The following is a 16667-nucleotide window of genomic DNA, read 5'->3' on the forward strand; positions in this document are numbered from 1 at the left end:
AAAATCGTTTGCCCCTGACGCGGCGCAGGGTCTAGCGTTCTCGCAACAACCCGATGCGCATGGGATCCCTGACAAGGATCCGCGCCTGATGCCCCGAAGGAGGTGGCCCCCATGGAGAACTACACGAAGACGATGACGGCTTGGACGCCGTCCTTCGGCATGTCCACCCTCGGCCGCCCCTGCGCGCACTCGCGCGCCTTCGGCGCCGGCGTGGTGGTCGTCCAGGGCGACGCCGCCATCGTTCGCATCAAGGGCGATTTCCCGGGTTCTCCTACCTGGAGTCCGTCGACATAGGTGACTCACCTACATCGGCAGCCTCCAGGCCGCGGAACCCGACACCGGGATCCGCGGCCTTTCTGTTTGTCCAGTTCAGTTCAACCCGCGATCAGGTCAACGAGTAGGAGGTGAATACACATGACCATCAGCGTTCTCGACCGCAATCGAGCTGCCGACGCCAAGACCCAGAAGGAGCCCCAGGCCCCGCTGGGAGCACTGCACGACGCAGCCGCCGGAGTGGATGAGGAGTTGCTGCCCTGCCGCACTGGCGACGCAGAGCTGTGGTTTGCCGAGTCCCCCGCGGACGTGGAGCACGCCAAAGCCCTCTGCATCGCCTGCCCCGTGCAGGCGCTGTGCCTCGACGGAGCCCTCGAGCGGCGTGAGCCGTGGGGCGTCTGGGGAGGCGAGCTCTTCCTCCAGGGCGTGGTGATCCCGCGCAAGCGGCCGCGAGGCCGGCCCCGCAAGTCCGACCAGCTTGCTCACGCGGCCGAGCAGAAGCAGAAGGACGGGGCCGCCGCGTAGGCGCCACCGCGTACTCACTCCCACTCAGGAAACACAAGGAAAACCACCTCACATGAAGACCTACCGAAACGGAAGCAACGACATGAATCTCATGCATGAAGAACTCGCACGCGCGCAAATGACCGCGCGCCTGGGAGAGGCGCACGAAATGCGTCGTGGCCACCAGCTGGCCATGGCACGTCGGATGAGCCGCAAGGCCGAGCAGGCCGCGCAGCAGGCGCGTCTCGCCCTCGCCCGCGCGCTCTGATCCACTCACCTGATCGCGGGTGGGCACAGCACGAGCCGGTACGTCGTCACGGTGACGACGTACCGGCTCGTCGGCATTTCCGGGTCGGCGTCGCGGGAGTAGCGTCGCCCGCGTGAGTGAGGACGAGACCGTGACCTGCAGCTATTGCGGGGCGCAGGCGCCGGTCGTCGAGACGCTGAGCTGGACGACCGCGGTCGAGCGGGGCCGGCAGCAGCGCTTCTGCGTCGGCTGCTCGCGGGACAACCTGCGGGCGATGGAGGGCAAGCTCGACAGCGAGTGGTGGTGACCACCCACGTCGATCAGGCCGTGTCGAACCAGGCGCAGCCGCAGTAGGGATGGCGCTCCCACCGCCGTTGCGTCGGGAGCGGCTCGTGGTCGTGGCGCCACGACGTCAGCCAGGTGTGCGGCGGCTCCCCGACGGCCCAGGCGGCCAGGTCCCGCGCAGCCGCCCCGGCGGCGATGGCCAGCAGCGGGCGGGCGACCTCCGCCGCAGCCGTCGCCGGACGGTCATCGAGGACAGCGGCAGCCACGCATCGCGCGCACGGACCCACTCCGGGTGCGGCCCACGGCCCGACCTCGACGGACCACGGGGTGACCGCGACGAGCAGGTGGGGGAGCGACGCAACGCTCCAGTCGTCGACGGCAGCCGAGACCTCGCGGCCGGGGGCGAGGCTGATGCCGACGGGTGCGGCGGTCTCCACGGTGACCCCGGCGACCGCGAGCGCCGCCAGGGCCTGGGTCCGCCACGCGGGCGGGCAGTCGAGCTGGGCGCGCAATCCGAGGGCGTACGGGCTGCGGATGAGGGGGAGGGACATGTCCCGGACGCTGCCACGCGGGGCGGCAGCGCGGGCGGCCGTCCACAGGCCAAATGCCCGCAGGGGAAATGCAGCAGCGGCGCCACCCGAGGGGTGACGCCGCTGCTAGGTGCTCAAGGGGTGATTCTCACGCCTTGCCGAGGATGCGGTTCAGGTTGGTACCGCAGACCGGGCAGACGCCCTTGGCCATCTTGGTGCCCTTGTCGTTGACCTTGATCTCGCCCTCCGCCTCGCGCTTCTCCTTGCACTTGACGCAGTAGAACTCACCGCTCCAGGTCTCCGCCATGACGGCCTCCTTGCTTGTTTACTTCTTGGTCGTCGCGACGGGGTTGTCGAAGGGGAAGCCCGCCGGGGAGCCTGGCGGTCGCCAGCGCTCCGCGGACGACCCTACGCCACGCGTGGCCCACGCTCACGCACCACACGCGCTGAGCGTGAATCCGGGTATTTCCACGCTCAGGCCGATCAGTACCCTCGGGGCATGCCAGAGACCCCTCTCGACGCCCTGCCCGACGCTCTCCCGATGGCCCACCTCCGCCTCGAGCGCCCGACGGAGGGGGTCGTGCTGCTGACCCTCGACAACCCCGACATGCGCAACGCGATGAGCGACGAGATGACCGCGTCGTGGGTCGCGGCGATCGACGCGGTCGCCGCCGACCCGTCCGTGCGCGCCGTGGTCGTGACGGGGGAGGGGAGCGCGTTCTGCTCGGGCGGCAACACGTCGTGGATCGCCAGCGAGCCCGATGCGAGCGTCGACCAGCTGAGGTCGCGGATGATGCCGTTCTACCGGGCCTGGCTCTCGATCCGCCGGCTCGAGGTGCCGACCATCGCGGCGGTCAACGGGGCCGCGATCGGCGCGGGGCTCTGCCTCGCGCTCGCCTGCGACATCCGCTACGCCGCTGCGGGTGCCAAGCTCGGGCTCCCGTTCAACAAGCTCGGCATGCACGCAGGCATGGCGGGGACGTGGCTGCTCCCCAACGTCGTCGGCCCGGCCCACGCGCGCGACCTGCTCCTCACCGGCCGGGTCGTCGAGGCCGACGAGGCCCTGCGGCTGGGCCTGGTGTCGCGCGTGGTCGACCGCGACGGCTTCCTCGACGAGGTGCTCGAGACGGCCGCCGGCATCGCGGCCACCGCGCCCATCGCGAGCCGGCTCACCAAGATCGCGCTCGCCGACGGCGGCCACGCCGACTTCGAGTCGGCCCTGCAGTGGGAGGCGCTCGCCCAGCCGATGACCCTCGCGACCGCCGACCTGCAGGAGGGCATCGCCGCGGCGAAGGAGAAGCGGGCGCCGGAGTTCCGCGGCCGCTGAGCGACAGCTGCGTCCCGGGACGACAGAAGGGCCCCGCAGCCTTCGGCGCCTGCCTTCCCCTGCTGACGTCGAGGAGCCGTGGGGCCCTTCTGGGGAGCACGCTAGGAGTCGCGCCGCCGTCGGTCAACGGGTCGGTGTCCACGCCTGTGGACAGGGCTGTGGAGGGGGTGTGCAGTGAGCTCGGTGATCGGTGGACGACCGGGCGCGCGGTGGGGAGAGCCCTGTGGGCGACACGCCCGGCGCGTCGTCGTACTGTGCGGGTGACCAGCGCGTACGGCGCGAGCGGGGCTGTGGAGGAGAAACAGTGAGCGACCAGTCGGCGTCCGGCGAGGCCCGGGGACCGGTCGCCACCCTGCGCCGCATCGCGTTCCTCATGGAGCGCCAGCGCGAGGAGAGCCGCCGCATCGAGGCGTTCCGCAACGCCGCACGCACGATCCTGCCGCTGCCCGAGGACGAGGTACGCCGCCGCGCCGAGACCGGCACGCTCACCGAGCTCGCCGGGATCGGACCGAGCACGGCCGCGGTGATCACCGACGCGTGCAACGGCATCGTCCCCGAGCGCCTGGTGAAGCTGGAGAAGACCGCGGGGCCGCTCGCGACGGGTGGTGAGGAGCTGCGGGCACGGCTGCGCGGCGACCTCCACTCGCACAGCGACTGGTCCGACGGCGGGTCGCCGCTCGAGGAGATGGCCATGACCGCGATGGAGCTCGGCCACGACTACCTCGTGCTGACCGACCACAGCCCGCGGCTCCGGGTGGCCAACGGGCTCAGCGCCGAGCGGCTCACCCGGCAGCTCGGCGTCGTCGACGCCGTCAACGAGCACCTGGGCGGGTCGTTCACCCTCCTCAAGGGGATCGAGGTCGACATCCTCGACGACGGGTCGCTCGACCAGACCGACGAGATGCTCGGTCGCCTCGACGTCCGCGTGGCGTCGGTGCACTCCAAGCTCCGGATGGACGCCGGCCCGATGACGAAGCGGATGATCGGCGCGGTGCGCAACCCGCACACCAACGTCCTCGGTCACTGCACGGGGCGCCTGGTCACCGGCAACCGGGGCATGCGCCCGCAGAGCCAGTTCGACGCCAGGGCCGTCTTCACCGCCTGCGCGGAGGAGGGCGTCGCGGTCGAGATCAACTCGCGGCCCGAGCGGCGCGACCCCCCGACGAAGCTGCTCGAGCTCGCGCGCGACCTCGGCTGCCTCTTCTCCATTGACTCCGACGCGCACGCACCCGGCCAGCTCGACATGCTCGACCACGGCGCCGCCCGCGCCACCGAGGCCGGGATCGACCCCGACCGGATCGTCACGACCTGGGAGCGCGACCGACTGCTCGAGTGGGCGGCCTCGCGGCTCTGACCAGCGCGTCCGGCCCTCGCTGTGGGTGCCGAGGGTTAGGTTCGGCTGCATGAACGCGCGGAACCCCACCCCCGACGTGGAGGTACGCCGCTCGCGTCGCCGCCGGCGCACGGTGTCGGCCTACCGTGACGGCGAGCGGATCGTCGTGCTCATCCCGGCGACCATGAGCAAGCGCGACGAGGCGACGTGGGTCGCCGACATGGTCAAGCGGATCGAGCGGCAGGAGCGGCGCAAGCTGCGCTCCGACGACGACCTGGTCGCGCGCGCTGCGACGCTCAACGACCTCTACCTCGGCGGGCTCGCCGTGCCGGCCTCCGTGCGCTGGGTGACCAACCAGCACGCACGGTGGGGGTCCTGCACGCCGGGCGACCGGACCATCCGGCTCAGCGACCGGCTCCAGCAGATGCCGGGCTGGGTCGTCGACTACGTGCTGGTCCACGAGCTCGCGCACCTGCTCGAGGCCGGCCACACGGCCGAGTTCTGGGCCTGGGTCGACCGCTATCCGAAGGCCGAGAAGGCCAAGGGCTACCTCGAGGGGTATTCCACGGGAGCTCGACTCAGGCCCCCTCCCGGAGCAGGTCCCGAGTAGTTCTCCACGTGCGGTGAACAGCGCCCTCAAGGTATCCCGGAGGATGCGCTGGCCGGGGGTAATTGAACGTTCCAGAACCTAATCTGGTCCAGACCGATACCCGGGAGGATCCGAGACTTCCCGATCTGCTGTGGGGAATCTTCGTGACCGGAATCAAGCCGGACCGCCGTCAAGTCATCCGTGCCGGCGCCTGGACCGTGCCTGCCATCGCCGTGGCGACGGCTGCGCCTGCGTTCGCTGCGTCGGCGGCCAACATGTCCACCAGCAGCGGCACGTTTGTCGTGCGGAACAACAACTTTATCGACAGCAGCAATGTGGTCCTGCGAAACACCGGGTCGGGTACCACGAGCGGGCTCTCCATTCTCATCACCGTTACTGCGGGGGTCGACGCGTCAGGGCACACGGCTCCGGGCGGTTGGACGATCACAGTCATCGGCACGAATCAGGTCAGGTTCATCGCTCCGCTCAATGGTCAGATCGATGCTGGTGTGAACTTGCCTGTGACCTTCTCCATCCGTCGTCTGAACACGAATGGTGGAACGATCTCCGGCGCCATTGACGTAGCGTCACCAGGCGTCGACGGCGCACTCACCTCGCTCGTCTACACCTAGCCCCGGCCGCACAGCCGCGCCACCGCGTCGCCGATCAGCCGCCGCATGTCCGGATAGATCTCCGGCAGCGCGTCGACCGGCCACCACCGCACGTCGAGCGACTCCTCGCTGACCGCGTGCCGCGAGCCCCGTGCGGCGGTGGCGAGGAAACGTACGTCCAGGTGGTGCACCTTCGTGCCCGGTGCGCAGAAGAGCACCTCGTGCTCGTCGAGGTCGAGCGGCACCGGGTCGAAGTCGAGGTCGGTGAGGCCGGACTCCTCGTGCGCCTCGCGCAGCGCCACGCCGGCGAGGGTGGAGTCGCCCGGCTCGCAGTGACCGCCGAAGGCGAACCACCCGTTGGCCTTGCGGTGGTGGTTGAGCAGCACGGCATCGGCCTCGGGTGTCAGCACGATCGTGCCTGCGGTGAGGTGGTCGGGCAGGCACGCCCGGGTCATCCCCTCGGGCTCGGCGTCCAGGTGCGCCACGAAGCGGTCCCGCAGCTCGGCGTCGCGCGCGCTCGGCGGCGTCCACCCGGCCAGCACGGCCCGGGCGTCAGCGTGCAGCGTCACCTGGCCGGAGGGCCGTCGGTGCCGTCGCCGCCGTCGAGCAGGTCGCGCAGCCCGGCGTCGAACTCGTCCTCCGACAGCGCGCCCGGGTCGACCGAGTCCTCTCGGAAGCCGAGCGGGTCGTCGAGGTCGGCAGCGGTCGGGAGCAGGTGGGGCGACATCCAGACGCCGTCGCGGGCTTCGGGGCCCTGACGCGTGCGGAGCGATCCCCACAGCACCGAGGCGTCGCGCAGCCGGCGCGGCCGCAGCTCGAGGCCGACGAGGGTGGCGAAGGTCTGCTCGGCAGGCCCGCCCGCGGCACGCCGACGGCGTACGGTCTCCTGGAGCTTGGCCGCGGCCGGCATCCGCTCCGCGGTGGCCTGGCTGACGACCTCGTCGACCCAGCCCTCCACGAGGGCGAGGGTCACCTCGAGCTTCTCGAGGGCCGCCTTCTGGGCGGCCGACGGCTCGGGGTCGAAGAGCCCACCGGAGAGGGCCTCCTGCATCGCTGCCGGGTTGGACACGTCGATGTCACGCAGCTTGGACTCCATCCCGGAGGTGTCGAAGTCCATGCCTGCGCCGTACTCGGACACCGCGCTGATCAGGTGGTCACGCAGCCACGGCACGCCCGCGAAGAGCCGCTGGTGGGCGGCCTCGCGCAGCGCGAGGTAGAGCAGGACGTCGTCGGCGGTCACGTCGGGGACCTCCGCGGCGAACGCCTCGACGTTGGTCGGCAGGAGCGCGGCCTTGCCGGTCGGGCCGAGGGGGAGGCCGATGTCGGAGGCGCTCAGGACGTCGCCGGCCAGCGCGCCGAGGCCGCTGCCGACCTGGTTGGCCACCATCGCCCCGCTGGCCTTGCCGAGCATCGCGATGAGCGGTCCGGCGAGCTGGCGCATCTCCTCGGGCATCGCCTGGCTGAGGGCGTCGGTGGCGGAGCCGGCGATCGGCTCGACGAGCACCTTCCACACGTCGATGGTCTCCACGATCCACTCCGCACGCGACCAGGCGGCGGTGGTGGTGACGCCCGAGGGGAACTCGGTGGTCGTGTCGAGCCAGTGGTCCGCGAGGCGTACGGCGTCGGCGACCGCACCCGACTGGGCCGACGTCACCGTCGGGTCGGGCTCCTGCGCAGCGGTCCGGCGCGCGAGGTCGGTGACGCTCTGCCAGTTGATGGGACCGTCGTGCGGGGCGAAGAAGGACTGCATCTGCGCCATCAGCGCGCCGAGGTCGGGCATGCCGCCACCCGCGCCGCCGAGGCCGCCCATCTGCGAGAAGATCTGCTCGAAGGGCGTGCCCTTGAAGGGGTTGTCGGAGGGGTTCTCGTCGTCGGGGCCCATGGGACCAACCGTACTCACCGCGCCCAGCCGCGCGACCTAGACTTCACGACGTGACTGACGCCCGGCCTGACGCCCGACCTGACTCCGTGCGACTCGTGGCCATCCGGGACACTCCGCTCGACGTGTCCGAGGTCGTCGACGTCCTCGGCGACGACGGGGCCGGCGGACTGACCCTCTTCATCGGGCAGGTGCGTGACCACGACGGCGGCAAGGGCGTCACCGCGCTCGACTACTCCGCGCACCCGTCGGCCCTCGAGCGGCTCGAGGACGTCTGCCGCCGGGTGGCTGCCGAGCACGACGTCCGCGGGGTGGCGGCCGTGCACCGGGTGGGCGAGCTGCGCATCGGCGACCTCGCCGTGGTCGTCGCCACGACCGCCGCCCACCGCGGCGACGCCTTCGCAGCGTCGCGCGCCCTGATCGACACGCTGAAGGCCGAGGTGCCGATCTGGAAGCACCAGGTCTTCGACGACCAGAGCGAGGAGTGGGTCGGCACGCCGTGACGCCTGCCGTCCGAAGGCGCTCGCGAAGCCTACGCTCGCCTCATGGAGGTCCTGCTCTGGCTCGCGCCGGCCGTCGTCGTGACGGTGCTGGCGATGGCGTGGGTCTCCTGGGTCGGTCGCGACGGCCGCGGTGAGGTCGACCGCGACGTCGCCGTCGAGCGGCTGGGCAAGGCCCTCGGCAAGGAGCTGCCCGCCGGCACACGGCGTACGTCCGCACCGGCGCGTGACCGGAGCACGGGCATCGCCGTGCGACCGAGCCACACCGGTCGCCCCACCTGACTGTCCGGGTAGTTGCGCACGTTTGAGAGAGTTGCGCCCATGAGTCAGCGGACCAGGGCGGGGCTGCTCGCACTGTGCCTGCTGGCCGTGCTGTGGGGAGCCGCTTTCGTCGTCCCGCTGCCCTACGTCATCTACAGCCCCGGCCCGACCGTCGACATCCTCGCCGAGACCGAGGGTCAGGAGACGGTGCGGGTCACCGGGCACAAGGCCTACTACGACGACGGCGAGCTGCGGATGACCACCGTCTACGTCAGCACTCCGGAGGAGGCGGTCAACCTCCCCGAGCTGCTGCAGGCCTACTTCGCCGACGACGACGCGGTCTGGCCGAAGTCCTCGGTCTATGCGCCGGACGAGACCGACGAGTCCAACGACCGCGAGTCGGCCGGTGCGATGGTCTCCTCGCAGGACACCGCCATCGCGGCCGCGCTGACCCAGCTCGGCGAGGAGCTCGACCCGATCGTGGACATCGTCGACGTCACCCCGGGCATGCCGGCCGACGGCAAGCTCAAGGTGCGCGATGTGCTGGTCCGCGTCGGCGACACCGAGATCACCGAGCCGCAGGACGTCCTCGACGCGATCGAAGGGGCGCCGCGCGGAGAGCCCGTGCCGTTCGTCGTACGCCGTGACGACAAGCAGCGGACGGTCGAGGTCACCCCGCAGGAGATGGACGACGGCGCTTACCGCGTCGGCTTCACCCCGGGGGTCGGGTTCGACTTCCCCTACCGGGTGAGCGTCGACATCCCCGACAGCATCGGCGGGCCGAGCGCCGGCCTGATGATGTCGCTCGCCATCTACGACACCCTCACGCCCGGGTCGCTGACGGACGGCGCCGACATCGCCGGCACCGGCACCATCACGCCGTCGGGCAAGGTGGGGCCGATCGGCGGCATCCAGCAGAAGATCGCTGCTGCGCGGGACGCCGGCGCCGATCTGTTCCTGGTCCCGGCCGACAACTGCGACGGCATCGGGGGAGTGGACACCGGCGACATGCGGCTCGCCAAGGCCTCCACGATGAACCGCGCCGTCGAGACCCTGGCCGACTGGGTCGCCGACCGCGACGCCGCCCTCCCGAGCTGCAAGGACTCCGCTCCATGACGACCGACGGACCCGAACCCGCCGACGCGGACGCCCTGCCGGAGGACCCGGCCCTGGCCGCGGCCGTGCTGGAGATCGAGGCGCACGTCGCCCAGGACGGCTGGGACCAGCCGGCCCGCCTCTACGCCCTCGTGGACACCGCCACCCTCGTCGCGCAGGAGCCCGCCCTGGCGGCGGCGATGTCCATCGACGGCCCCGCGGACGACGGCTCCTTCACCTCCATCGAGCAGGAGGGACTTCCGCCGGGACAGCCCCTCGAAGAGGCGCTGCACACCATCGCCTGGCCCGAGAGCGTGTCCGGGTGCGCCGCGGTGATCGAGCGCCTGGTCCTCCCGCCCGACGTCGACGACGACATCCCCGAGGACCCCACCTCGGCCGAGCTGTTCGCCCGCGAGCACCCCGACCGCCAGGAGGTGAGGATGGTGGCCGGCGTGACCCGCGCCGGGGCGTCGTACTGTGCCCTGCGCCTGCGCGCCCACGACGACGAGCAGTCGGTCGTCAACGGCACCGAGCTGGTGCCCGGCCTCCTCGACCTCCTCCACGCCACCTTCACCGATGCGTCGACCGACGCGTTCCACGAGACACCCGAGCAGGGGCAGGCATGAGCAATCCCTTCGATCGACCCAGCGCCGCCAGCGGCCCCGACGGCCCCCAGCGGCCCACAGGCCAGCGGCCGCCGCCCACGGGGTCGCGCCGACCCGGCGCCCTGGTCATCACTGCGATCGTGCTGGTCCTCGCCTTCATGCTGCTCAGCGGCTTCGCGTCATTCTGGACCGAGCGCCTCTGGTTCCAGTCGGTCGACTACGGCAGCGTCTTCACGACCCTGCTGCTGACCCGGATCGGGCTGTTCTTCGTCTTCGCCGGCGTGATGGCCGCGACCGTGGCCGTCTCGATGGCCGCTGCGTACCGTTTCCGGCCGGTGCTGTGGCCGGGGATGCCGGGGATGCCCGACGACGGCATGGACCGCTACCGCCAGGTGCTCGCGCCGCGGATGACCTGGGTGATCGCCGGCGCCGCGACCGTGATGGGCCTGTTCGCCGGCGGCTCGGCGACCGGCCAGTGGCGCAGCTACTCGCTGTGGCGGCACAGCCAGAGCTTCGGCACGAAGGACCCCTACTTCAACAAGGACGTGGGCTTCTACGTCTTCGACCTGCCCTTCTGGCACTACGTCGTCGACTACGTGATGGCCCTGGCCGTCGTCGGCCTGCTCGCCGTGGTGCTCGTCAACTACCTCTTCGGCGGCATCCGGCTGTCCGCGCGTCCCGGTGACCGCCTCACCAGCGCAGCCCAGATCCAGGTGTCCGCCCTGCTGGCGCTGTTCGTCCTGACCAAGGCCGTCGACTACTGGCTCGACCGCTTCGACCTGGTCACCAACTCCGGCTCGATCTTCACTGGTATGGGCTACACCGACGACAACGCGGTCCTGCCGGCCAAGGAGATCCTCGCGGGGATCGCCGTGGTGTGTGCCGTGCTGTTCCTGGCCAACATCTGGCGTCGCACCTGGCTGCTGCCCTCGGTCGGGGTGGCGCTCTTCGCGCTGTCGGCCATCATCCTGGGCCTGATCGTGCCTTCGGTGGTGCAGGCCATCCGCGTCAACCCCAACGTCCCCGACCGCGAAGGGCCCTACCTCGAGAGGAACATCGAGGCCACCCGTCAGGCCTACATGCTCGACCAGGTGGAGGAGGAGCAGTTCGTCGGCACGCCGCTGGGCGTCGACGGCCGGCTCGAGGCACTCGACGGGATCACCTCGTCGGTGCCCCTGGTCGACCCGAAGGTCGTCAGCCAGACCTTCCAGCTCCAGCAGCAGGTCCGGCCCTACTACTCGGTGGGCGACGTGCTCGACGTCGACCGCTACGAGATCGACGGCAAGGACCGCGCGATCGTGCTGGGCGTGCGTGAGCTCGACCAGGACGGCATCGCGGAGGACAACCAGACCTGGGCCAACCTGCGCACCGTCTACACCCACGGCAACGGCGTCATCGCGGCGTACGCCAACCAGCGTCCGGAGGACGACGAGCGCCAGTCGCTCAACATCCAGTGGGCCGAGGGTCAGGAGCCCGACCAGGACGCCCTGTCGAGCCTCTATCCCGACGGCTACGAGTCGCGGGTCTACTACGGCGAGATGAGCCCCACCTACAGCATCGTCGGCAGCCGTCCCGACGCCAAGCCGATCGAGCTGGACCTGTCGAGCGACGCGGACGCCGAGGACGAGAACCAGGACCCGTCGACGACCTACGCCGGAGAGGGCGGCGTGCCGATCGGCAACGTCTTCACCAAGCTGCTCTACGCCGTGAAGTACTCCGAGCCGAACCTCCTCCTCTCCGGGCGCGTGCACGGCGACTCGAAGATCCTCTACGACCGCAACCCGCGCGAGATGGTGGAGAAGGTCGCTCCCTGGCTGACCGTCGACACCGACCCCTACCCGGCCGTCATCGACGGTCGGATCCAGTGGATCCTCGACGGCTACACCGTCACCGACAAGTACCCCGGCTCGCAGCGGGAGTCGCTCGAGACGATGACCGCGGACGCGCTGCAGGACGACACCGGCTTCCAGACCCTGCCGACCGACGAGGTCAACTACCTGCGCAACTCCGTCAAGGCGACGGTGGACGCCTACGACGGCACGGTGACGCTCTACGCGTGGGACGAGGAGGACCCGATCCTCAAGGCATGGGAGGAGGTCTTCCCCGACGTCGTGCAGCCGAGGGCCGACATCCCGGACACCCTGCTGGAGCACCTGCGCTACCCCGAGGACCTCTTCAAGGCCCAGCGCTACCAGTACCAGCGCTACCACGTGACCGACGCGCAGTCCTGGCTCGAGGGATCCGAGCGCTGGGAGGCGCCGAAGGACCCGCAGGCCACGGACACCCTGCAGGCGCCCTACCGCCTGTTCACCGACCAGGACGGCAACCAGACCTGGTCGCTCACCTCGGTCTACGTGTGGCCCAGGCGCGACAAGCTGGCTGCCTTCATGGAGGTCGACAGCGACGCCACCTCCGGCACCTACGGACAGGTCTCGGTCAAGGAGCTGCCCGACGAGGGCACCGACGGGCCCCGGCTCATCGCCAACAACCTCAGCACGGACGACGAGGTGCGTGACCGGCTGCTGCCCTACACGAACGGCGATGCCGACATCCTCTACGGCAACCTGCTCACCCTGCCGGTCACCGACGACTTCATGTACGTCCAGCCGCTCTACACCCGGCGACAGAACGAGTCCACGTTCCCGGTCCTCACGTTCGTCCTCGTGTCCTACAAGGGCAACGTCGGCATCGGTACGACGCTGACGGCGGCCATCGAGGACTCGCTCGACGGCTCGTCGTCGTCCGAGACGCCCACCGAGGAGCCGACGGAGACACCGACCGAGTCGCCCTCGGCCTCGCCGTCGGAAACACCCACCGGCGAGCCGACCACACCCGTGCCCGGTGGCACCCAGGCCCAGATCCGCGACCTGCTCCAGCAGGCCGAGGAGAAGTTCAGCCAGGCCGACGAGGCGCAGCGCAACGGCAACAGCGTCAAGTGGGCCCGGCTGATGGAGGAGGGACGCCAGCTGATCGAGGAGGCCGTCCAGCTGGCCGGCTGACCCCGATTTGGGCGCACCACACCGTGGCTGTAATGTTCTGTTCACCGACGCGGGGTGGAGCAGCTCGGTAGCTCGCTGGGCTCATAACCCAGAGGTCGCAGGTTCAAATCCTGCCCCCGCTACCAGAAGTAATTCGTTAGAACCTCGGACCTTTACAGGTCCGGGGTTCTTTCGTTCCCACGGGAGTGCACCCCTGGGACGTTCGAGGCGTAGGGACGCGCCCAGGCGGCCCTCAGGCGACGTCCGCCGGTGTCGTGAAGGAAGGTCCGTGGACGACGTTGCGTCACCTCTGCAGGCGGACTCACCTACCCCAGGCACCAAGTAGAGGTCGCTGGTTCTAACTAGCTCGCTTTGCACCCTTTTCCGTTCGCTCGCCAGATCGCCAGCCAGGCTGTCGGACAGCAATCGTTGATACGGCTCAGTCAGGTCGCTTCCGACCATCTCGTCGTCGAAGATGTAGAGATGGTCGAACATGCCCTGGTTGAGATCACGTCGCAGTGAGTTAGGGGCGCTTCGGTAGTAGGTCTGCGCGTCGGCTAGGACGGCACAGAGTTCGGTCAGCTTCTGGACAACGAGATCTTCGCTTGTCGCGTGGCGCCGCAGGGTGGCCTCTGCGTGTGCTGTGGCGGCCGCGATCTTAGATTGCTCTTGCTTCAGATGACTGACGTCGATGGCATCGGCGTAGTACGCCTGCATGAGTCGATCGCTCTGACGCTTCAGGGTGATGAGCTGCGTCTGCGCCTCGTCCTGCGCGCGACTCTGAGTGGGCAGGAGTGTTGACAGATGATCGAGCACGAGTTCACGAATGCTTTGCAGACGATCTGCGTCGATAGTGACGGTCGACCAGTGTCGCTCAATCAGATCCTCAACGTGGTGGGCCTGAATTGCCTTGAACATGCAGCCGTTCTTCAGCCTCTGTCGACCGAGGCAGTAGAAGTAGTCATAGAGCTGGCCGGATCGACTGCGCGATCGCTCGAAGGTCAGTGGTTCGCCGCAGTTGCCGCAGTAGACCGACCCCTTGAGGTAGTGCGTATGAACGCGCGGCTTTTCGCGACTCTGGTGCCGCGACGTGCGCACTCGCTGAACCTCTGCGTATAGCTGTTCCGAGATCAGTGGCTCGTGCTTGCCCGGGTACTCGACACCTTCGTACTTGACGACTCCGACGTAGTAGCGGTTCTTCAGGATGGCGTAGATGTGCGAGTTGGCGATTGGTCCGCTCGGTCGGCTTGGTCGTGGCAGCGTCGTGACCCCTTGAGTGTTCAGGTGATCGCGCAGCATCGGCACCGTCCAGTCACCCGTCGCGTAGTGCTCGAACAGCCACTTCACCCAGTCGGCTCGCCGTTCATCGAGCTTGACGGTCTTGATCTCCCGGCCGTCTTCGATGCGTTCACGGGTGTTGATGTAGCCGAACGGTGCGGCGTTGACGGTGCCACCGCTCTTCGCCTTCTGCAGCATGCCTTTGCGGGACTCGGTCGCGAGGTTGCGACTATAAAACTCGGCGATCGAGCTCATGATGCCGTGCAGCAGCATTCCGCTGGGTGTCTCGTCGATGTTCTCGGAGCAGCTGACCAGTTGGGCACCCGCAGTCGTCAGCGCGACGTTGATCTCGACGTCATCGACGCGATTGCGCGCCAGACGATCGACCTTGTGCACGATGACAGTGCTGACGTGATGATTCGCGACGTAGCTGAGCATGCGCTTGAGTTCAGGGCGGTTAGCCGATCGGGCGCTTTCACCGGCGTCGACGAACTCCTCGACTACCTGAACACCGAGCGACTCGGCCTTGCGCAGACACGCTTCGCGCTGAGCCGGAATCGAAAAGCCTTCACTCTCACCGCCGCGTCCCGCCTGATCCTTCGTGCTGACTCGTAGGTAGATGACGGCGAGTGGGCGTGACTGGATCGGAGCGAGCTGCGGCGTTGTCATGCGAAGGTCCTTCGGGCGTAGCGGGGTTGGACTGTGCGAAAGCGCTGAGGGCGCTGCCATGGAGTTGAGACGGGACGGGCACAGCGAGTAGGCGGCTGAGCATCGGTGCTGGCATTGAGCTTGGTCTGGTCGAGTCGAACCCGAACGGCGTGCTCGCTGGCGCCGAAGTGCGCAGCCAGATCCGCGATGCGCTGTATGCCCTGCCCCCAGACAGCCTTCAGTCGGCGCTTCGGGATGAGGGCGCAGCCTGCGAAGTAGTCAGCGGCGCGCTCAGCCTGTTCGGCCGCGGTTGCTCGACTGCTTCCTGCATAGAGGCGCTTCGTCGAGCCGTGATCGATGATGTGTTTGAACTCGTGCAGGAGCGTGAAGCGCTGGCGAGCCCAGCTGTCATTGCTGTTGAGTGCGATGACCCACTCGGTGCCGCTCCAGTGGCTCATGCCAGAAACGCTGAGCGGTTCGTAGACCACGCGGATGCGGGGGAGTCCTGCGATGTCGCTTTCCTTGATTCCGTCATCGGGAACGAGCAACTCGATCAGTTTCGTTGCCTGCAACTCGGCGACACGAAGGGCTTCGTCGAACGTGATGTCGTCTCGTGTTGGGGTCACCGAACGGAGGCGAGCCAGGGTGGATGGTGATGTTGTCATTGGGTGCCTCCTTTCGATGTGGCGGGTGAACTAGTTTTCGTCTTGGCCAGGTGCAGGGCCGCCGGCGTCATAGCCGTACTTGGTAGCGATTGCGTTGAACGACTGCGCCAGCTCGGCACGTGCCTGTGGCGGCAAGTCGGTGAACTTGCTGCGCAGGTACGGCGTGAAGGCGGGCAGCTCGGTCGGCTTCGTATAGCCAGCGAGGGCGTATAGGTCTGCCAGCTCAAGGTCGAGGACTCGCGCCAGGCCTTCCAGAACGGTGGGCTTGGGTTCGGCCACGCTGCCCTGCTCAAGGCGGACGATGTTCGACTGGTCGATGCCGATCTCGCTTGCAAGCTGTCTTGTGCTGAGGCCTTTAGCCGTGCGCGCTCTGGCGACAACTTCTGCCAGCGTTTCGCTCTTATTGGTCATACAGAATGAACTCCTTTTTCATGTGCAACTTCTATTCCCATATTACGCGAATTGATGCGGTGATGCATCGGGTTAGGCGAATTCCACAACGCAATTAGGCGGGCCTTACCAATTGAATAAGGCGGGAGTCAGGGAGCGCCATGCTCGACCTGGCTCCCGCCTATTCGGAGGGCTAACTCTTGGCCCGGCCGCCGCGCTGAGCGGGCTTGGATGCCGGACCCAGAAGCGCCTTGATCGCACTGAGCTGCTCGGCGGCTTCCCGCTCGATCTCGTCCGTCAGGGCCTGGGCCTTGGCAGCGATGTCGGGCTGAGTCGCCAGACCGGTCAGGTGCTCCTCGAGAGCCGTACGGATCGTGTCGGTGACCGACTGACCGCTGACCTTCGAGAGGATCGTCAGACGGGCGTGCAGCTCGTCCTCCAATCGGATCGCTAGCGTCTTCATGAGTGCTCTTCTCCTTTCTGAGGGTGTTTTGTCCGGTGGTTCCGGCCACCTCCTCGGGGTGGTGCGACTGGCGATGACTGGTGCCATCACTCGTGGAGTCGCAGGCCCCCGACGAGGCCACGGTTTACGGGCTCTTCCCAGTTCAGCATGGTTCGGCTCTCGTCGGGCGGGCTGGTCGGTAGGGGCGTGAGCCGTCGGCGGCGAGC

At 68.6% G+C, this 16667-nt stretch carries 21 protein-coding genes and 1 tRNA gene; 14 read left to right on the forward strand and 8 right to left on the reverse strand.

Annotated elements, in window-relative coordinates; all coding sequences use genetic code 11:
* Window positions 1–111 precede the first annotated feature (111 nt).
* The 4 genes from EUA06_RS09685 to EUA06_RS22360 all read left to right on the forward strand — a co-directional run bounded on the left by EUA06_RS09685 (window position 112) and on the right by EUA06_RS22360 (window position 1331).
* Window positions 112–294, forward strand: a complete 183-nt coding sequence (locus EUA06_RS09685; RefSeq protein ID WP_129474986.1) for a hypothetical protein — start codon at window positions 112–114, stop codon at window positions 292–294.
* Between the two features lie 120 nt (window positions 295–414).
* The gene (locus EUA06_RS09690; RefSeq protein ID WP_129474987.1) at window positions 415–798 is read left to right on the forward strand and encodes a WhiB family transcriptional regulator; all 384 of its coding nucleotides are present in this window, start codon (window positions 415–417) and stop codon (window positions 796–798) included.
* Window positions 799–850: 52 nt separating this feature from the next.
* Window positions 851–1045, forward strand: coding sequence for a hypothetical protein (locus EUA06_RS09695; protein WP_129474989.1), 195 nt, complete (start codon window positions 851–853; stop codon window positions 1043–1045).
* A gap of 112 nt (window positions 1046–1157) precedes the next feature.
* Window positions 1158–1331 carry a hypothetical protein gene (locus tag EUA06_RS22360; RefSeq protein ID WP_165354304.1) on the forward strand — a complete coding sequence of 58 codons (174 nt, stop codon included), beginning with the start codon at window positions 1158–1160 and terminating at the stop codon, window positions 1329–1331.
* Window positions 1332–1344: 13 nt separating this feature from the next.
* On the opposite strand, the gene EUA06_RS09700 is transcribed toward EUA06_RS22360, so the two are convergent.
* Complete coding sequence (locus tag EUA06_RS09700) at window positions 1345–1860, reverse strand: hypothetical protein (protein WP_129474991.1); 516 nt, start codon at window positions 1858–1860, stop codon at window positions 1345–1347.
* Window positions 1861–1987: 127 nt separating this feature from the next.
* The gene (locus tag EUA06_RS22365; RefSeq protein ID WP_090969683.1) at window positions 1988–2146 is read right to left on the reverse strand and encodes a DUF5679 domain-containing protein; all 159 of its coding nucleotides are present in this window, start codon (window positions 2144–2146) and stop codon (window positions 1988–1990) included.
* A gap of 192 nt (window positions 2147–2338) precedes the next feature.
* Here EUA06_RS22365 and EUA06_RS09705 point away from each other — a divergent pair, with 192 nt between their 5' ends.
* From EUA06_RS09705 to EUA06_RS09720, 4 genes are all read left to right on the forward strand, one after another.
* Window positions 2339–3166 carry an enoyl-CoA hydratase/isomerase family protein gene (locus tag EUA06_RS09705; protein WP_207208280.1) on the forward strand — a complete coding sequence of 276 codons (828 nt, stop codon included), beginning with the start codon at window positions 2339–2341 and terminating at the stop codon, window positions 3164–3166.
* A gap of 304 nt (window positions 3167–3470) precedes the next feature.
* Window positions 3471–4520, forward strand: coding sequence for a PHP domain-containing protein (locus EUA06_RS09710; protein ID WP_242498068.1), 1050 nt, complete (start codon window positions 3471–3473; stop codon window positions 4518–4520).
* Window positions 4521–4569: 49 nt separating this feature from the next.
* Entirely contained in the window at window positions 4570–5109 is a 540-nt protein-coding gene (locus EUA06_RS09715; protein ID WP_129474995.1) for a M48 metallopeptidase family protein, read from the forward strand.
* Between the two features lie 143 nt (window positions 5110–5252).
* Entirely contained in the window at window positions 5253–5720 is a 468-nt protein-coding gene (locus EUA06_RS09720; protein WP_129474997.1) for an FIG domain-containing protein, read from the forward strand.
* On the opposite strand, the gene EUA06_RS09725 is transcribed toward EUA06_RS09720, so the two are convergent.
* Complete coding sequence (locus EUA06_RS09725; RefSeq protein WP_129474999.1) at window positions 5717–6268, reverse strand: NUDIX hydrolase; 552 nt, start codon at window positions 6266–6268, stop codon at window positions 5717–5719. The two genes, EUA06_RS09720 and EUA06_RS09725, sit on opposite strands and share 4 nt — an antisense overlap.
* Complete coding sequence (locus EUA06_RS09730) at window positions 6265–7581, reverse strand: zinc-dependent metalloprotease (protein ID WP_129475001.1); 1317 nt, start codon at window positions 7579–7581, stop codon at window positions 6265–6267. The genes EUA06_RS09725 and EUA06_RS09730 overlap by 4 nt, the downstream gene beginning before the upstream one ends.
* A gap of 50 nt (window positions 7582–7631) precedes the next feature.
* On the opposite strand from EUA06_RS09730, the gene EUA06_RS09735 reads away from it, so the two are divergent.
* The 6 genes from EUA06_RS09735 to EUA06_RS09755 all read left to right on the forward strand — a co-directional run bounded on the left by EUA06_RS09735 (window position 7632) and on the right by EUA06_RS09755 (window position 13163).
* A complete protein-coding gene (locus tag EUA06_RS09735) occupies window positions 7632–8081 on the forward strand; it encodes a molybdenum cofactor biosynthesis protein MoaE (protein ID WP_129475003.1) in 450 nt (149 codons plus the stop codon).
* A 42-nt stretch (window positions 8082–8123) separates the two neighbouring features.
* A complete protein-coding gene (locus tag EUA06_RS22370) occupies window positions 8124–8360 on the forward strand; it encodes a hypothetical protein (protein ID WP_165354324.1) in 237 nt (78 codons plus the stop codon).
* 39 nt (window positions 8361–8399) lie between these two features.
* Complete coding sequence (locus EUA06_RS09740) at window positions 8400–9455, forward strand: YlbL family protein (protein WP_129475005.1); 1056 nt, start codon at window positions 8400–8402, stop codon at window positions 9453–9455.
* Window positions 9452–10060, forward strand: coding sequence for a PPA1309 family protein (locus tag EUA06_RS09745; RefSeq protein ID WP_207208281.1), 609 nt, complete (start codon window positions 9452–9454; stop codon window positions 10058–10060). The genes EUA06_RS09740 and EUA06_RS09745 overlap by 4 nt, the downstream gene beginning before the upstream one ends.
* A complete protein-coding gene (locus tag EUA06_RS09750; RefSeq protein ID WP_129475007.1) occupies window positions 10057–13038 on the forward strand; it encodes a UPF0182 family membrane protein in 2982 nt (993 codons plus the stop codon). Before EUA06_RS09745 ends, EUA06_RS09750 begins: the two co-directional genes overlap by 4 nt.
* Window positions 13039–13086: 48 nt before the next feature.
* Window positions 13087–13163 (forward strand) — tRNA-Met (locus EUA06_RS09755).
* On the opposite strand, the gene EUA06_RS23360 is transcribed toward EUA06_RS09755, so the two are convergent.
* From EUA06_RS23360 to EUA06_RS09780, 4 genes are all read right to left on the reverse strand, one after another.
* Window positions 13120–15024 carry a recombinase family protein gene (locus tag EUA06_RS23360; protein WP_422879747.1) on the reverse strand — a complete coding sequence of 635 codons (1905 nt, stop codon included), beginning with the start codon at window positions 15022–15024 and terminating at the stop codon, window positions 13120–13122. The genes EUA06_RS09755 and EUA06_RS23360 overlap by 44 nt on opposite strands.
* Window positions 14961–15569, reverse strand: coding sequence for an ImmA/IrrE family metallo-endopeptidase (locus tag EUA06_RS09770; protein ID WP_165354325.1), 609 nt, complete (start codon window positions 15567–15569; stop codon window positions 14961–14963). Before EUA06_RS09770 ends, EUA06_RS23360 begins: the two co-directional genes overlap by 64 nt.
* A 69-nt stretch (window positions 15570–15638) precedes the next feature.
* Entirely contained in the window at window positions 15639–16019 is a 381-nt protein-coding gene (locus tag EUA06_RS09775; RefSeq protein WP_129475011.1) for a helix-turn-helix domain-containing protein, read from the reverse strand.
* Between the two features lie 172 nt (window positions 16020–16191).
* The gene (locus EUA06_RS09780) at window positions 16192–16461 is read right to left on the reverse strand and encodes a DNA-binding protein (protein WP_129475013.1); all 270 of its coding nucleotides are present in this window, start codon (window positions 16459–16461) and stop codon (window positions 16192–16194) included.
* Window positions 16462–16667 lie beyond the last annotated feature (206 nt).

Origin of the sequence: Nocardioides glacieisoli (assembly GCF_004137245.1) — a bacterium.
Lineage (GTDB): Bacteria > Actinomycetota > Actinomycetes > Propionibacteriales > Nocardioidaceae > Nocardioides > Nocardioides glacieisoli.

Bases quoted from the DNA above. Each gene is read 5' to 3' on its own strand.
- EUA06_RS09780 (WP_129475013.1), bottom strand. From the start codon at position 16,461: ATGAAGACGCTAGCGATCCGATTGGAGGACGAGCTGCACGCCCGTCTG.
- EUA06_RS09740 (WP_129475005.1), top strand. From the start codon at position 8,400: ATGAGTCAGCGGACCAGGGCGGGGCTGCTCGCACTGTGCCTGCTGGCC.
- EUA06_RS09745 (WP_207208281.1), top strand. From the start codon at position 9,452: ATGACGACCGACGGACCCGAACCCGCCGACGCGGACGCCCTGCCGGAG.
- EUA06_RS09750 (WP_129475007.1), top strand. From the start codon at position 10,057: ATGAGCAATCCCTTCGATCGACCCAGCGCCGCCAGCGGCCCCGACGGC.
- EUA06_RS09690 (WP_129474987.1), top strand. From the start codon at position 415: ATGACCATCAGCGTTCTCGACCGCAATCGAGCTGCCGACGCCAAGACC.
- EUA06_RS09715 (WP_129474995.1), top strand. From the start codon at position 4,570: ATGAACGCGCGGAACCCCACCCCCGACGTGGAGGTACGCCGCTCGCGT.
- EUA06_RS22365 (WP_090969683.1), bottom strand. From the start codon at position 2,146: ATGGCGGAGACCTGGAGCGGTGAGTTCTACTGCGTCAAGTGCAAGGAG.
- EUA06_RS23360 (WP_422879747.1), bottom strand. From the start codon at position 15,024: ATGGCAGCGCCCTCAGCGCTTTCGCACAGTCCAACCCCGCTACGCCCG.
- EUA06_RS22370 (WP_165354324.1), top strand. From the start codon at position 8,124: ATGGAGGTCCTGCTCTGGCTCGCGCCGGCCGTCGTCGTGACGGTGCTG.
- EUA06_RS09775 (WP_129475011.1), bottom strand. From the start codon at position 16,019: ATGACCAATAAGAGCGAAACGCTGGCAGAAGTTGTCGCCAGAGCGCGC.
- EUA06_RS09695 (WP_129474989.1), top strand. From the start codon at position 851: ATGAAGACCTACCGAAACGGAAGCAACGACATGAATCTCATGCATGAA.
- EUA06_RS09685 (WP_129474986.1), top strand. From the start codon at position 112: ATGGAGAACTACACGAAGACGATGACGGCTTGGACGCCGTCCTTCGGC.
- EUA06_RS09700 (WP_129474991.1), bottom strand. From the start codon at position 1,860: ATGTCCCTCCCCCTCATCCGCAGCCCGTACGCCCTCGGATTGCGCGCC.
- EUA06_RS09705 (WP_207208280.1), top strand. From the start codon at position 2,339: ATGCCAGAGACCCCTCTCGACGCCCTGCCCGACGCTCTCCCGATGGCC.
- EUA06_RS09730 (WP_129475001.1), bottom strand. From the start codon at position 7,581: ATGGGCCCCGACGACGAGAACCCCTCCGACAACCCCTTCAAGGGCACG.